At 40.0% G+C, this 14,568-nt stretch carries 14 protein-coding genes; 11 read left to right on the top strand and 3 right to left on the bottom strand.

Annotation, left to right across the window (positions count from 1 at the left end; genetic code table 11):
* The first annotated feature begins 4 nt into the window (after positions 1 to 4).
* The 5 genes from clpP (at position 5) to cutA (ending at position 4,231) form a co-directional block, all read left to right on the top strand.
* Positions 5 to 655, top strand: a complete 651-nt coding sequence (gene clpP, locus QOL44_RS05595) for an ATP-dependent Clp endopeptidase proteolytic subunit ClpP (protein WP_009058701.1) — start codon at positions 5 to 7, stop codon at positions 653 to 655.
* A gap of 9 nt (positions 656 to 664) precedes the next feature.
* A complete protein-coding gene (clpX, locus tag QOL44_RS05590) occupies positions 665 to 1,927 on the top strand; it encodes an ATP-dependent Clp protease ATP-binding subunit ClpX (RefSeq protein ID WP_045086638.1) in 1,263 nt (420 codons plus the stop codon).
* 67 nt (positions 1,928 to 1,994) lie between these two features.
* A complete protein-coding gene (gene mnmA / locus QOL44_RS05585; protein ID WP_009058704.1) occupies positions 1,995 to 3,101 on the top strand; it encodes a tRNA 2-thiouridine(34) synthase MnmA in 1,107 nt (368 codons plus the stop codon).
* A gap of 265 nt (positions 3,102 to 3,366) precedes the next feature.
* The gene (locus QOL44_RS05580) at positions 3,367 to 3,816 is read left to right on the top strand and encodes a hypothetical protein (RefSeq protein WP_009058707.1); all 450 of its coding nucleotides are present in this window, start codon (positions 3,367 to 3,369) and stop codon (positions 3,814 to 3,816) included.
* 100 nt (positions 3,817 to 3,916) lie between these two features.
* On the top strand, positions 3,917 to 4,231 hold the full coding sequence (cutA, locus tag QOL44_RS05575) for a divalent-cation tolerance protein CutA (RefSeq protein ID WP_009058709.1): 315 nt from the start codon (positions 3,917 to 3,919) through the stop codon (positions 4,229 to 4,231).
* Between the two features lie 28 nt (positions 4,232 to 4,259).
* On the opposite strand, the gene QOL44_RS05570 is transcribed toward cutA, so the two are convergent.
* Both QOL44_RS05570 and QOL44_RS05565 read right to left on the bottom strand, forming a co-directional pair.
* The gene (locus QOL44_RS05570) at positions 4,260 to 4,934 is read right to left on the bottom strand and encodes a hypothetical protein (protein ID WP_009058711.1); all 675 of its coding nucleotides are present in this window, start codon (positions 4,932 to 4,934) and stop codon (positions 4,260 to 4,262) included.
* An 8-nt stretch (positions 4,935 to 4,942) separates the two neighbouring features.
* Positions 4,943 to 6,019 (bottom strand): bifunctional methionine sulfoxide reductase B/A protein, encoded by a 1,077-nt coding sequence (locus QOL44_RS05565; RefSeq protein ID WP_009058713.1) that lies wholly within the window; start codon positions 6,017 to 6,019, stop codon positions 4,943 to 4,945.
* Positions 6,020 to 6,197: 178 nt separating this feature from the next.
* On the opposite strand from QOL44_RS05565, the gene gap reads away from it, so the two are divergent.
* The 6 genes from gap to QOL44_RS05535 all read left to right on the top strand — a co-directional run bounded on the left by gap (position 6,198) and on the right by QOL44_RS05535 (position 11,778).
* Positions 6,198 to 7,241 carry a type I glyceraldehyde-3-phosphate dehydrogenase gene (gene gap, locus QOL44_RS05560; protein WP_009058714.1) on the top strand — a complete coding sequence of 348 codons (1,044 nt, stop codon included), beginning with the start codon at positions 6,198 to 6,200 and terminating at the stop codon, positions 7,239 to 7,241.
* 73 nt (positions 7,242 to 7,314) lie between these two features.
* On the top strand, positions 7,315 to 8,532 hold the full coding sequence (locus QOL44_RS05555) for a phosphoglycerate kinase (protein ID WP_045086639.1): 1,218 nt from the start codon (positions 7,315 to 7,317) through the stop codon (positions 8,530 to 8,532).
* 10 nt (positions 8,533 to 8,542) lie between these two features.
* Complete coding sequence (gene tpiA / locus QOL44_RS05550; RefSeq protein ID WP_009058716.1) at positions 8,543 to 9,310, top strand: triose-phosphate isomerase; 768 nt, start codon at positions 8,543 to 8,545, stop codon at positions 9,308 to 9,310.
* Positions 9,311 to 9,316: 6 nt separating this feature from the next.
* Positions 9,317 to 9,637 carry a preprotein translocase subunit SecG gene (secG, locus tag QOL44_RS05545; RefSeq protein WP_009058717.1) on the top strand — a complete coding sequence of 107 codons (321 nt, stop codon included), beginning with the start codon at positions 9,317 to 9,319 and terminating at the stop codon, positions 9,635 to 9,637.
* Positions 9,638 to 9,650: 13 nt separating this feature from the next.
* Positions 9,651 to 11,237 carry a peptide ABC transporter substrate-binding protein gene (locus tag QOL44_RS05540; RefSeq protein ID WP_228343198.1) on the top strand — a complete coding sequence of 529 codons (1,587 nt, stop codon included), beginning with the start codon at positions 9,651 to 9,653 and terminating at the stop codon, positions 11,235 to 11,237.
* Positions 11,182 to 11,778: an alpha/beta hydrolase gene (locus QOL44_RS05535; RefSeq protein ID WP_258042273.1), complete on the top strand. Its 597-nt coding sequence runs from the start codon at positions 11,182 to 11,184 to the stop codon at positions 11,776 to 11,778. The genes QOL44_RS05540 and QOL44_RS05535 overlap by 56 nt, the downstream gene beginning before the upstream one ends.
* Here the strand turns inward: QOL44_RS05535 and acnA are convergent.
* Positions 11,765 to 14,509, bottom strand: coding sequence for an aconitate hydratase AcnA (gene acnA / locus QOL44_RS05530; RefSeq protein ID WP_009058722.1), 2,745 nt, complete (start codon positions 14,507 to 14,509; stop codon positions 11,765 to 11,767). The genes QOL44_RS05535 and acnA overlap by 14 nt on opposite strands.
* Between the last annotated feature and the right edge of the window lie 59 nt (positions 14,510 to 14,568).

Raw genomic sequence — 14,568 nt, 5'->3', positions numbered from 1 at the left:
AATTATGACTAATCCTATTATTTCCCAAGTCATTCCCATGGTTGTTGAACAAACAGGCCGTGGGGAAAGAGGCTACGATATATTTTCGAGGTTGCTTAAGGATAGAATTGTATTTATTGGCACACCGATCGACGACAATATAGCCAATTTGGTTATTGCCCAGCTACTTTTTCTTCAAATGGAAGATCCCAAAAAGGATATTAGCCTATATATCCATTCTCCAGGAGGGTACGTGACAGCGGGTATGGCCATTTATGATACGATGCAATTTTTAAGTTGCGATGTAAATACTTATTGTATCGGTCAGGCTGCCAGTATGGCAGCCGTATTACTTGCTGCCGGAACAAAAGGTAAACGGTTTGCTCTACCCAACGCCCGTATTATGATCCATCAGCCTCTTGGTGGTGCACAAGGCCAAGCCTCCGACATCAGCATTCAAGCTCAAGAAATATTAAGAACCAAGAGGTTGTTGAATGAAATCCTTTCTTATCATACTAAACAGCCCATTGAACGACTGGAAAAAGACACGGATCGAGATTTTTTTATGTCTGCTGAAGATGCAAAAGCCTATGGGCTCATTGATGAGGTGGTCAAAACCAGAGTCAGTATCAGACCAGTCCCCCAACCACAAATCATTATGGGAGATGGGAAGTAGAGTGTAATCATGGCAAGATCAGTGCATATAACTATGTGCTCTTTCTGCGGGAGAACCCAAGCAGAAGTGCGCAAGCTTATTTCTGGACCAGGGGTATATATCTGTGATGCTTGTGTTGAGGTTTGCCACAGTATTCTTGAAAGGGAGCTTCGCGAAGAGCCAGCTAAAAATCAAGTTAAGCCAAAAATTCCAAAGCCTACTGAAATCTTTGCTCGACTCGAAGACTATGTCATTGGTCAAACCAATGCAAAAAAAATTCTTTCCGTGGCTGTTCACAATCATTACAAGAGAATTTTCAGTGGGGAATTGACTGATCTTTCTTCTCTGAATCAAATAAAAGATGTCGAAATTGAAAAAACTAATATTCTTCTTGTTGGCCCCACCGGCTCAGGTAAAACTCTCCTTGCTAAAACCTTTGCCCGACTTCTTGATGTCCCTTTCTGTATAGCCGATGCCACTTCACTCACAGAGGCAGGGTATGTTGGCGAAGATGTTGAAAGCATTCTTTTAAGACTGCTTCAAAATGCCAATTTTGATGTTAAAAAAGCGGAAATGGGCATCGTTTATATCGACGAGATAGACAAAATATCTAGAAAATCTGACAGCCCATCGATTACAAGAGATGTTTCAGGAGAAGGTGTCCAACAAGCTCTTCTTAAAATGCTTGAAGGGACTATTTGCAATGTTCCTCCTCAAGGGGGAAGAAAGCATCCCCATCAAGAGTTTATTCGAATCAATACGGAGAATATTCTTTTTATTTGTGGTGGTGCCTTCATTGGTTTGGACAAAATAGTAGCCCGAAGACGGGGCAAACAGGTGCTTGGTTTCCAACATGCTTTGCAAACTGAAGATTCCCAATCGAATGGACAACTTGAAGTCGAGCCTGAAGACCTCATCTCCTATGGCATGATCCCAGAATTTGTGGGTAGATTTCCAGTGATTGCTACCCTTTCTGAACTAACTGAAGATGAACTGGTTAGGATCTTGACCGAACCCAAAAACGCGATAATAAAACAGTATATAAAACTTTTTGCCTTGGACCATATCAAGTTGACCTTTGCAAAGGAAGCCATAAGGTTTTTTGCTCAAGAAGCAAAAAAGAAAAAAACGGGAGCCCGTGCTTTAAAGAACATGATTGAAAAGATCATGCTAGATATCATGTTTGAGCTTCCTTCTAGAACAGATATTGAAGAAGTTATTATTTCGCGTCTAGTAGCTGAAGGGAAAAAAACTCCAATTTTAAAACGAAGACAGGAAAAAGAAGCCGCCTAAAAAGCAGTTTTACCTTTTTTGGGGAAGAGATTTCTGAGGAAGAAAAATTTTATTTTTAATTGCACCCATGAATATTCTTTTTCCTAAGAAGCGCTGTCGAATTGTCGTTGGCATGAGCGGAGGGGTTGATTCTACTGTGGCTGCTTTGCTTTTAAAAAAAGAAGGATTCGATGTTATAGGAATCACTCTCAAGGTATGGACAGATTCCTGTATGAGCCGTTCATTAGAGAAATGTTGTGGACCTGAAGCAATCAATGATGCTAGAAACTTAGCCGCTCAAATTGGCATTCCTCATTATACAATTGATGAGGCGGATTTTTTCGAAAAAGAGGTTATTCATTATTTTTTAGACGAATATAGACAGGGAAGGACTCCTAATCCTTGTGTGAAATGTAACGAGAAAATAAAATTTGGAAGGCTGTGGTCTAAAGTCAGGTCTTGGGGAGCAGAATACATTGCAACAGGTCATTATGCAATTGTGGAGCATCAGGATACTACTTCTCCAAGCTTAAAAAAAGCAAAGGACAAAACAAGAGACCAATCTTATTTTCTTTTTTCTCTTTCTCCTTTTCAGCTTTCGAGAATACTTACTCCGTTAGGCCGTCTTGAAAAGAAAGAAGTAAGGGCTATTGCAAAAGAAGCGGGTCTTTCTGTATGGAACAAGGAAGAAAGTAGAGACATATGCTTTGTAGCTGGAAAAAATTATAAAGATTTTATCGAAGAAAAAATAGATTCCAAGGAATCGAATGCCGGTCCAATTTTAGATGAAACAGGAAGGGTGATTGGTTCCCATCAAGGCATTGAGCGCTATACCGTAGGCCAAAGAAAAGGGCTTCCAGGGGGACAAGGCCGTCCTCTCTATGTGGTTGATATAGATCCGTTAGCGAAAGCAGTTAAAGTTGGAGGTTGGGAAAGTCTGCTTAAAACTCATTGTTTTGTGGCGGGAGCCCATTGGATTGAAAAAGAAATTCAAACTACCCGAAAGGTAACAGTAAAACTAAGGTATAATTATCCAGAGGTTCCTGCTTTTATCACGCCTCTGGAAAATGGTCGATTTAGAGTAGATTTTGAATCCCCACAATTTGGAATTTCTCCAGGACAAGCAGCCGTTTGTTACGAGGGAGATACCGTGCTTGGAGGCGGATGGATAGAAAGGGATCCACCTAAGGATTGATTTTTTACTTAGGAAACGATAAGCCTTGGCGTTAATGGCGGGGAAGGATAACGCGAGGGGGGGGACGAAGCCTTCCCTATCTTCAGTTTCGGTGTAATCTCTGCTGCTGTTCGTTGTTCCGGCACACGATAGAAATGGGTGCGCCATCGTAGCTTGAGACGAAGTAGGCAGCGAGCGCAGAAGACCTCTCCAATAACATTTTCGGAAGGCGTAGAAGATCATTGGCAGCAGACGGTAGGATACGCCCTTAAAACTATTTAGGAGAATGGAGAGGGCGACCTTGGGTGGGTATTCTAGCAACAGTGGGCGAGATTATCTTTGCCTCCATCTTGATCAGATGTGCTTTGGAGTATTCAAGGCATTTAAGCCTTTCAATACAAATCGATGCCAATGGCCAGCAGAAGCAGCAAATGTGACGCTTTGCCGTCCTGTGCTCCTTCGTGTTCAACGAAACGCTGGCGTTGCAGAAGGAGCGTCACAAGTGCGGAGAGGAAAAGCTCAGTTAAGCCGGTCTGACACTCCTAATTCACTTATGAAGGAAACGATGCAGTCAGGTCGCCAGCAGAAGGGACCTACCGAAGCGACGCAAAAGTGGCTCAATGCCCAGCCTGAGCGTCGTTGGAATCTCCGGCCTTCAGGCCGGGGGGGATGTCAAGAAGAACTCTACACCATTGAAGAATCATTTATAGTGAGTGAATTTGATTTTTTTTATTGAAACCTTTCGCTTGGTGATGAGCATTGTTCAGATCTTTTTTTTTATTGAAACTTTTTATTAAAAAATAGAATTCAGGGAAGATTCATTTTATAAAAGAACCATGAAGCCACGTGTCGTTTTGATGAGCTGTTCAGATAAAGAGGAAGGAGAAAGATTGGCAAAACTTATTGTTACAAAAAGACTTGCTAGTTGTGTTAATATTATTCCTCTCGTTTATTCATTCTATTGGTGGGAAAACAAACAGGAAGAAACACAAGAGGCTATGCTCATTGCCAAATCTTCAGAAGAAAAGTGGGAAGAGTTGATACAGTTCATTAAGGAAAACCACAGCTATGAATGTCCAGAAATTATAAGTTTTGAACCATCTCAAGTGTTTCTTCCTTATTTTCGTTGGTGGGAAAAGGAATTAACATAGACTAAAAAAATTCCTGCAATAAATCTGCCTATCTATTCAAAGAATTTGTGGGAGCAGTTTCCCCAACCAACCGCGCATCAATGAGGGTGGGAGTAATCTTTGTCGATAAATATTTTTCCAGCTCAGCCTCATCTTTGGGCAACAAAGGAGGCAATTTATAATTTTTTGGAAGAATCTTCAGTCTCTTAGCTGCTTCGATAAATTCTGGAGTATAGAAATAAATATTTCTATGTTTGGTAATACTCTCAACCACCCACTTGGAAGTATTTTTTATTCCTATAGAGCTTATTTTGTGCATTAAGTTGATCTTTTCGATATCAACAGCGATATCCCAAGGTATGCCCATGTTTGTCAAAGGAGGAATGGGAGATTCCGTATTTCTATCTTCGTATAGGAGATAAACCTTTCCATGAACAGATTGGATATAATAGGTAGTTCCCATATGAGCTTGGTCAGGTGTTTCTATTTTTTCTAGAATATAATAGAGCGAACCGTTTTTTGATTTATGCTTTTGCAAGAGAATCACTGGTTTGTCATCGAAAAGATAATGCCAAATTTTAGGGTCAAATTCATAAGGTGCTTTAAGGTATTCAACTGATTTGTTTTCTACGGCTTCTATATCAGGAAGAAGAAAAAAAAATACTGTTAACCAATTGTAAAGGATCCATAAGGGTTTAGTTATTTTGTGATAATATGGCGCCATTTTCCCATTTATCTCCTATGACAAGCATTGCTTAAATGATGCTTTTCTAAATAGTTTTGATGATACTCTTCAGCGGGATAAAAAGGAGTAGCCGGGAGAATAGCTGTAGCAATTTTTTTTCCAAAATATTTCGATTTTTCTAAATTTTCTTTGGATTGAAAGGCTTCTTGTCGCTGTCCCTCATTATAATAAAAAATAATTGGTCTATATTGAGGGCCAACATCAGGTCCTTGTCTTTCAGCCGTTGTTGGATCATGGATTTGCCAAAACAGCTCCAAAAGTTTCTTATAGCTTACTATAGTCGGATCAAACAGCAGGTAAACAGTTTCGGCATGACCAGTCGTTCCCGTACACACTTGTTCATATGTTGGGAATGGCACAGTGCCTCCCGCATACCCTGCAACTGTCCAAATTACTCCTTCTACTTTTTTGAAATAATCTTGAATTCCCCAAAAACATCCCCCAGCAAATGCGGCTTGAGAAAGCTTCCTGCCGTCAGTTGTAACTTTGTCATAAAAAGACTGTGGAGTAAAAACAAGCGAAGCAGAATTAACACAATAACGAAGGCCCGTTGGCTTAGGTCCATCTTCAAAAACATGTCCAAGATGAGCCCCACAGCGTGCACAAAGAATTTCGGTTCGAATCATGCCTAAGGATAGATCGACTCTTTCTATGATGTTTTCTTTTGCAATAGGAGAAAAAAAACTTGGCCAGCCAGTGCCTGAATGAAATTTGGAATCTGAAGAAAACAAGGGAAGTCCACAAGAAGAACATTTATAAATCCCTTTTTGATGTATATCGAGCAAGTCTCCACAAAAGGGAGCTTCCGTTCCAGCTCTTCTTGTAATGCGAAAAACTTCTGCCCCCAACAAATACCTCCACTTAGAATCATCAAACTGAATCCTTTGAGAAGACACTGGACCAACGAGTTTCCCATCAATATCGATAAAATATAATTGCATGCTAGGTTCCTTCTTTGACTTCAAGATCGCTTTAAATCCAAAAACCGATCCTATAACAAAAATAAGAAATATAAGAATTATCCACGTATTGCTTCCTATGCCTCCAAGTCGATTGAAATTCATCAAATTTAATAATTTTTAACTTTATTCTTCATCCGCTAGTGTATAAGTAGTTAAGCCATTATTGGTCAAAACTGATAAAATAACAGTTTCAATTTTTTCCGTTGACGATGAAATTCACTATTTATAGTATATATAAACTTAACTTGTCTTCAACTAAGACAAAGGGAGGAGATATACGATGCCAAAAGTCGCAATCAATGGATTTGGGAGAATAGGAAGACTGATTTTAAGGGCAATTGCTGAGCAGAAGCTTTTAAACGAGTTAGAAGTTGTTGCTGTTAATGATATCGTCTCAGCAGACAACCTTGCCTATCTGCTTAAATACGACACAAACTATGGGAGAAGCCCTTTTTCAGTCAAAAGCTCTAAATCAAAAGATAACCTTGAAGAGGACGATTTACTTGAGGTCGATGGGCATATCATTCAGTGTCTTTCCATAAAAGAGGGTCCTGCGGCGATGCCCTGGAAAGAATTAGGTGTGGACATCGTATTCGAATCGACCGGTTTATTTACTGCAGCTAGCAAGGCCATTGGTCATATCAAATCTGGAGCTAAAAAGGTTATCATTACTGCTCCTGGAAAAGAAGCAGATATTACCGTGGTTATGGGAGTCAATCATGAACAGCTCGATATGGGAAAGCATACGATCATTTCAAATGCTAGTTGCACAACTAACTGTCTAACTCCCTTGGTCCATGTGCTCCTGAAAGAAGGTTTTGGTATAGAAGAAGGATTAATGACAACCGTCCATAGCTATACGGCTTCTCAGAGACTTCAAGATGGTCCTTCGAAAAAGGATTGGAAGGGTGGAAGAGCTGCAGAAGGCAATATTATCCCCGCAACGACGGGAGCTGCCAAGGCCACTACATTAGTTATTCCTGAACTTAAAGGAAAGCTGACTGGAATGGCCTTTAGAGTACCAACACCCACAGTTTCTGTAGTCGACCTCACGGTGAGAACTACAAAAGAAACAAGTTATGCTGAGATTTGTGGGGCAATGAAAAAGGCCAGTGAAAGTTATTTAGAAGGTATTCTTGGATATACGGAGGAGCAAGTGGTTTCCAGGGATTATTTAAAGGATTCACACTCCAGCATATTCGATGCGGGATCTGGAATTGCCTTGAATAGCCGCTTTTACAAATTGATTGCTTGGTATGACAATGAATGGGGATATTCCTGCCGCTGCGTTGATCTTGCTAAGTACATTGCAAGTCGAATCTGATCGTTAACTATTTAAAAAACAACTCTTTGATCTCGATCAAAGAAGGGTTCTTATACCCGTCAAGAAAGGATTTATTGTGAAAACCACCATTCGTGATCTTTCTTTAAAAGGGAAAAGAGTTCTAGTCAGAGTTGATTATAATGTACCCTTGGAACTAGACAAGACCATCAATAGTTATGTGATTACGGATCAGACGCGAATCCTTGAAACACTAGAAACACTAAAGTACTTAATAGATCAAAAAGCCAAGATTGTACTGATCAGCCATCTTGGTCGACCTAAAGGCAAAAAGAATCCAAAAGAAAGTCTTGCGCCTATTGCTCCTCTTTTAAACAGATTACTTGGTGTTCCTGTCAAATTCGTAGGCGACTGTATTGGGCCAGAGGTAGATAAAGCAAAAGAACAATTAGCTGAAGGAGAAATTCTGCTTTTAGAAAATACAAGGTTCCATCCTGAAGAAGAAAAAAATGATCCAGAATTTTCAAAAGCACTTGCTTCTCTCATTGATGTCTATGTTAATGACGCTTTTGGATCAGCTCATAGAGCCCACTCCTCCACCGAGGGCGTCAGTCATTTTGTAAGAGAAAAAGCCATTGGATTTTTGATGGAAAAAGAACTGAAATACTTAGGTCAAGAGCTAGAAGCTCCAAGAAGACCTTTCGTTGTTGTTTTAGGTGGAGCCAAAGTTTCAGACAAAATAGAGGTTATCAACCGCCTTTTAGAAAAAGCTGACAGCCTGTTGATTGGCGGTGCAATGGCCTACACTTTTCTTCTTGCTTTAGGACATAAAGTTGGCAATTCTCTTGTAGAACCCGATAAAATCTCTGTGGCCACTGAAGCTCTAGCAAAAGCTAATGAAAGAAATATAAAGTTTTTGCTCCCTATCGATCATCTTGTCGCCACTTCGATCGATTTCGAACAAAAAATAGCCAAATCCCTTGAATGGACTACTGGTATTGACATTGCTGAAGGAAGGCTTGGGGTAGATATTGGTCTTCAAACCATGCAGTCTTACGGTCAGGAAATCAAAGGCGCAAAAACCATTTTATGGAACGGGCCTATGGGCGTTTTTGAAATCCCTGGTTGTGAAAAAGGAACTTTTTCGATAGCTAAAAGCATCTCTGAAAATCCCTCAGCTATTAGCATTGTAGCAGGTGGAGATTCTATCAAAGCGTTGCATCAAAGTGGATTATCCAATAAAGTAAGTTTCATATCAACAGGAGGTGGAGCTACACTCGATTTTCTCAAAGGAAAAGTACTTCCGGGCATAGCATCTATTCCGGATAGATAATCAAAAGCCTATGAATACCCGAAAAAAAATTATCGCCGGAAACTGGAAAATGAATAAAACTGTTTCCGAAGCAAAAGCTTTTGTCCATGCCCTTCTTAAGGAATTAGGCGACTATTCAGCAGCTGATGTAGTGATCTGCCCTCCTTTTACGGCTCTTCAAGCCGTCAGTGAACTACTGAATCATTCTTCTCAAGTGCGTCTTGGAGCCCAAAATTTATATCCCGCTTCTCACGGTCCTTACACCGGAGAAATTTCTCCTTGGATGCTTAGGGAATTTTATTGCCACTATGTCATTGTTGGACATTCAGAGAGAAGAATTCATTTAGGAGAATCCGACGAGTTCATCAACAAAAAGGTCAAAGCCGCTTTATCAGCCTCTCTTCATCCTATCCTCTGCATCGGAGAAGCTCTTGAAGAACGACAAAGAGGCATTTGGAAAGAAAAAATACGATCCCAATTAGAGTTAGGTTTAATGGCCATAGAAGAAAAGCAAGTGGTCGATTGTATTATTGCTTATGAGCCGATCTGGGCCATAGGAACAGGCAAAAATGCTACTTCAGAACAAGCTCAAGAAGTTCATTTTTTTATTCGGGAGCAGCTGACAAAGCTCTTTTCTGATCAAATTGCTCAAAAAATCCGGATTCAATACGGTGGAAGTGTGACTCCGCATAATGCCCAAGAGCTTCTTGCTTGCTCTGACATTGATGGCTTACTTATAGGAGGGGCAAGCCTTGACGTTCTCTCATTTTCCTCGATAATATTGAACAACAAATTATAAACGTATATGTATGATTTTTTAATCGGTTTTTTTCTGGTTATCTATATTATTACCTGCATTTTTCTTGTATTTGTCATCTTGATGCAAAGGAGTAAGCAGGAAGGCTTAGGTGCCGCATTCGGTAGTTCCGTCACCGATACTTTATTTGGAGCTCACACCTCTTCAATACTCATTAAAATAACGGTTTGGCTTTCTGGCATATTCTTTTTTCTTTCGATATTATTAGCATTTCTCTATGCTCATCGAGCTAGCAGCCAAACAACTATTCAACAAAAGCTACATAAAGCCGATGTGGAGCAGCACCAAACGCTTCCATCGAAAAAATAACCCGAAACTATTGTTGTTTACTAGTCTCAAAACTCTTTTCCTACTTTTTCCCCTGTTTAGCTTTTTTTTCTTATCCGGTTGTAAAGTAAAATCGACATCTGATCAAATTGTTATCGTCAATGGGCCAGAACCTGAATCTTTAGATCCTCACGTTATAACAGGCCAATTAGAGGGAAGAATCGTCAAAGCTCTTTTCGAGGGATTGACGACATGGAATGCAAAAGGAGAGATTATTCCAGGAACTGCCGAAAGATGGGAATGTTCTCCCGATGGTAAATGTTATCGGTTCTATTTACGTAAGACTTTCTGGACTAATGGGAAACCGGTTGAGGCAAAGGATTTTGTACTTTCCTGGAAGAGAGCCCTCGACCCCAATCAGGGATCTCGTTACGCAGATCTATTTTTTTGGATTACTAATGCAAAATCTTATTATGAAGGTAAAATCAACGACTTCTCATTGGTCGGCATCAAAGCTATTGGGCAATCTATATTGGAAGTACAACTTGAGGATCCGATCCCTTTTTTTCTTCAGCTTGTCGCTGAGCCTGTATTCTTTCCTCTACCTATTGACACAATCAATGTCTATGGAGAGGATTGGATAAAAGTAGGAAAAATCGTTTCCAATGGTCCTTACATTTTGGATGAGTGGAAGATCAATGATAGGATAGTCCTTAAAAAAAATCCTTATTATTGGGCACAATCCTCGATTAAAACAAAAGAGCTTGACTTACTCACAACAACTAAAGCTTCGACTGCTTTTAATCTTTTCTATTGCGGAATTGCCGATCTTATTCTTGACAAGGGACTTGTTCCTACCTTTTTTATAGAAAAAATTCGACAAAAGCCCTATTTCCACTCCTCCCCAATTTTTGCGACTTATTTCTATCGATTCAACACCCAACACAAGCCTTTGAACGACAGCCGGATTCGTTGTGCACTAGCTATGGCCATTGATAAATCACGTCTTGTTAGAATAATTACTCGAGGAGGAGAACTGCCAGCCGGCTCTATCACTCCCCCTGGAATACCAGGATATAACTCTCCTTCCGGTCTTCCCTACAATCCAACAATGGCCAAAAAGCTTCTGGCTGAAGCCGGATATCCGAACGGTAAGGGGTTCCCTCCCCTTTCTATACTTTATAACTCTGGAGAATTAAACGAACAGATAGCTACCGAAATTCAAGCAATGTGGCAAGAAAATTTAGGCATCCATGTAGGATTGAGGAATCAAGAATGGAAAGTCTATCTCAATTCACTTTCTCAGCTTGATTTTGATATTGCTAGATCAAGTTGGGTCGGGGACTATGCTGATCCCACAACATTTTTGAATCTTTTTACACAATTTTCTTCTAACAATGAAACAGGATGGTTTAACAACCGATACGAAGAGCTGCTAACAAAGGCACAAAAAGAAGTTAATCGTTCCTATAGATTCCAAATCTTGCAATCCGCTGAAAAGATCTTGGTGGAAGAAGAACTTCCAATTATTCCCCTCTATTTTTATTCAGGTATCTTGCTTTATGATCCAGAAAAAATTGGCGGTATTGAACCCAATCTTCTCGATGAACACCCTTTCTCAAAACTATTTCGGAAAAATTAGCAAGAAAATAAATATTGGATTTTATGGTCTTGGTCCCTCCTCTTTCCCTTATGTTAATTACCAGTTGGCTGAATTAGGCAAAAAAAATTTGGCTCTTATTTTCCCACCTACTTCATTATTGCGTCTTGGGCGCATTGCAAATGCCTGCAAAAAAACTGATTCCTCGTTGACCATCTTTGGTTATAGCAGAGGAGCCATTTCAGCAATCAATCTCTGCAAGATGCTAACTAAGCAAAAAAAAGTGGACTTCCTTTATCTTATAGATCCCATTGCCTATTTTACCAATCGTCTTAGGATTCCTGAAAACGTAATTCAGGGATTTATCTGCTATCAAAGAAATGGAGCCAGAACCCCCTTTCTCTTTGGCCGCTTCGGAAAGGGAATAGCGGATTATGTTTTTTGTGGTCAAAAGACAAAGAATTTTATGATAGAACAAGCTTTTAAAATTGAACCATCAAGGGTAGTTATGCATGAAGACATGGTTGAGTATTGCTTGTTCAGAGCGAAAATAACCCTCCTCTCCCTTCTCAACGAAGAGTAGGATCCTTCAAAACACGTCTTACAACGTAAGGTAAAATCCCTCCATGAACGTAATAATTAAATTCAGCTTCGTTATCAATACGGCAGAGTAAGGAGATATTTTTTACTGTTCCGTCAGTCTTTTTAATTTCTAAAAGTACACGCTGTCCCGGCCGAATGATATCTCTGGATTGAGGAATAGAAAACAGTTCCGAACCGTCTATACCCACCGATTTTATACTTTGACCGGGTTCAAACTGAAGGGGCAAAACCCCCATTCCAATCAAATTACTTCTGTGTATTCTTTCGAAACTTTCTGCGATTACTGCTTTGACTCCCAAAAGTTTGACCCCTTTAGCAGCCCAATCCCGAGAGCTTCCCGAGCCATATTCTTTTCCTGCAAACACAATCAGTGGCACCTGCTCTTCTTTATAAAGCATAGCTGCTTCATAGATTGACATCTCTTTCCCATCAGGCATATGTCGAGTGATTCCCCCTTCTTTACCCCCAACCATAAAATTTTTCAGTCTTACATTCCCAAAGGTTCCTCTAACCATTACATGGTGATTTCCACGACGCGATCCAAAACTGTTAAAATCTTGAAAGGCTACTCCTTTCTCTAAAAGATAATGACCGGCAGGAGAATGTAGAGGAATCGTACCGGCAGGAGAGATATGATCAGTAGTAACAGAATCCCCAAGCAAGCATAATGTTCTAGCGTTGATAATAGGAGCAGGCTTTGACGTTTCAGAATAGATAGCCTCCTCAAAAAACGGAGGATACTGAATGTAGGTATTTGACGGATCCCAATAATAAAGTATTCCTTTTTGATAATCGATTTTAGACCAAGAATCATTTTTTTCTAAAAACTCTTCATAAAGTCTACGGCATGTATCCGGTTGAATAGTTTTGTTTATCACTTCACGGATTTCTTCAGAACTAGGCCAAATATCTTTTAAAAAAACCTCTTTGTCATTTTGATCTCTACCTAGTGGGTCTTCCAAAAGATTTTTGAAGATAGAACCTGCAAGCGCATATGCAATAACTAACGGGGGAGACATAAGAAAATTGGCTTTTACTGAAGGATGAATCCTAGCCTCGAAATTTCGGTTTCCAGAAAGAACGCTGGCAACCACCAGATCGTGCATCTTTATTGTCTGCTCAATTTCCTCAGAAATAGGTCCGCTATTCCCAATACAAGTTGTACATCCAAAGCCAACAATGTTGAAGCCAAGCTGATCCAAGAATTCTTGCAGTCCGCTTTTTAACAGATAATCTTCAACAACTCTAGAACCAGGAGCAAGAGAGGTCTTCACAAATCCAGGGACCTTCAATCCTTTGAGAACGGCTTTTTTCGCCAACAATCCCGCTGCTATCATTGCAATAGGATTAGAAGTATTTGTACAACTAGTAATAGCGGCTATGACAATGGAACCATCTCCAATTTCAGTTTGCCCATTATCATGTCTAAAAGGATAGGAATGGATTCTATATTTTTCTTCTATCTGTTGAGGGGTCTTGCCGTAGCCCTGCGAAAGAGCTGATCGAGTCAATAATGAATAAAACTTTTGTGGAAGTTCTGAAAGAGAAATTCTATCTTGTGGTCTTCTAGGTCCGGCCACCGATGGCTTTACATTACCCAGATCAAACTCAAAGACATGAGAATAAGTGATATCCGAAGTTTCGGTAGGCACTCCAAAAAGATTTTGAGCTTTATAGTACTTTTCGATCAAATCAATCCAATGCTGCTCTCTGCCAGTTTGCTTGAAATAGAAAAGGACCTGCTCATCAATTGGGAAAAAACCCATTGTTGCTCCATATTCTGGAGCCATGTTTGCAATGGTCGCTCTATCTGGTACAGACAATGAAAGAATACCAGGACCAAAAAATTCAACGATTTTTCCAACGACCCCTTCTTGTCTCAATCTTTCAGTAAGAGCAAGGACAAGGTCAGTTGCAATGACCCCTTCTTTGAGAGTCCCAATTAATCTAACCCCAACTACTTCAGGTAGAGAGATGTAGTAAGGCTCTCCAAGCATGGCTGCTTCAGCTTCGATACCTCCCACTCCCCACCCAACGATTCCAAGTCCATTAATCATTGTGGTATGAGAATCAGTTCCCAATAAAGTATCGGGATAGAGAACCGTTCTCTGGCCTTCTTTTTTACTTAAAACTCCTTTCGCCAAATATTCTAGGTTAACTTGATGACAGATGCCTATCCCAGGAGGAAAAATTCTAAGACCCGAAAAAGCTGACTGCGCCCATTTTAAAAAAGAATATCTTTCTTTATTTCTTTCTAGTTCCTTTTCTAAATTATATTGAAAAGCCCCTTTGATCCCAAAAGCATCCACCTGAATGGAATGATCCACAACGAGATCCACCGGTATAAGTGGCTCTATTGATCGTGGGTCTTTTCCCACCTTTTGCACAACATCTCTCATCGCTGCTAAATCGACTAACAAGGGGACACCAGTGAAATCTTGGAGAAGGATCCTTCCGACATAAAAAGGAATTTCATCCTTTGGAGGAGACGGCCAGGCAAAGAATTTTTCAACATCTTCTTTTTTGGCTTTACCTTCGCAAGCGTTTCGAAGAACAGATTCCAGTATGAACCTCAAAGACAGGGGAAGTTTATCTAATTTGGGGAAAAACTGACGCTGAAGCTCCGGAAGGCTGTAATAAGAAAAAGTCCCCTCCAATCCCGCCACAGAAAAGGATTGTACAATTCCAGTAAGAGAAAAAAAAGAATTCATAGATCTATAAAATATATCAATGTATTTTCTTTTTTGTTATGAATTTTATAACTTTATCA

The sequence above is a fragment of the Candidatus Methylacidiphilum fumarolicum genome, assembly GCF_949774925.1.
Taxonomy (GTDB): domain Bacteria; phylum Verrucomicrobiota; class Verrucomicrobiia; order Methylacidiphilales; family Methylacidiphilaceae; genus Methylacidiphilum; species Methylacidiphilum fumarolicum.
The sequence above is the reverse complement of the archived record's forward strand: the minus strand, read 5'-3'. Positions and strand labels throughout refer to the sequence as shown.

What these genes read in the sequence shown, in the direction of transcription:
- clpX (WP_045086638.1), top strand. Translation starts at nt 665, where the DNA reads ATGGCAAGATCAGTGCATATAACTATGTGCTCTTTCTGCGGGAGAACC.
- gap (WP_009058714.1), top strand. Translation starts at nt 6,198, where the DNA reads ATGCCAAAAGTCGCAATCAATGGATTTGGGAGAATAGGAAGACTGATT.
- QOL44_RS05580 (WP_009058707.1), top strand. Translation starts at nt 3,367, where the DNA reads ATGGAGAGGGCGACCTTGGGTGGGTATTCTAGCAACAGTGGGCGAGAT.
- QOL44_RS05565 (WP_009058713.1), bottom strand. Translation starts at nt 6,019, where the DNA reads ATGAATTTCAATCGACTTGGAGGCATAGGAAGCAATACGTGGATAATT.
- mnmA (WP_009058704.1), top strand. Translation starts at nt 1,995, where the DNA reads ATGAATATTCTTTTTCCTAAGAAGCGCTGTCGAATTGTCGTTGGCATG.
- acnA (WP_009058722.1), bottom strand. Translation starts at nt 14,509, where the DNA reads ATGAATTCTTTTTTTTCTCTTACTGGAATTGTACAATCCTTTTCTGTG.
- tpiA (WP_009058716.1), top strand. Translation starts at nt 8,543, where the DNA reads ATGAATACCCGAAAAAAAATTATCGCCGGAAACTGGAAAATGAATAAA.
- cutA (WP_009058709.1), top strand. Translation starts at nt 3,917, where the DNA reads ATGAAGCCACGTGTCGTTTTGATGAGCTGTTCAGATAAAGAGGAAGGA.
- clpP (WP_009058701.1), top strand. Translation starts at nt 5, where the DNA reads ATGACTAATCCTATTATTTCCCAAGTCATTCCCATGGTTGTTGAACAA.
- secG (WP_009058717.1), top strand. Translation starts at nt 9,317, where the DNA reads ATGTATGATTTTTTAATCGGTTTTTTTCTGGTTATCTATATTATTACC.
- QOL44_RS05570 (WP_009058711.1), bottom strand. Translation starts at nt 4,934, where the DNA reads ATGGCGCCATATTATCACAAAATAACTAAACCCTTATGGATCCTTTAC.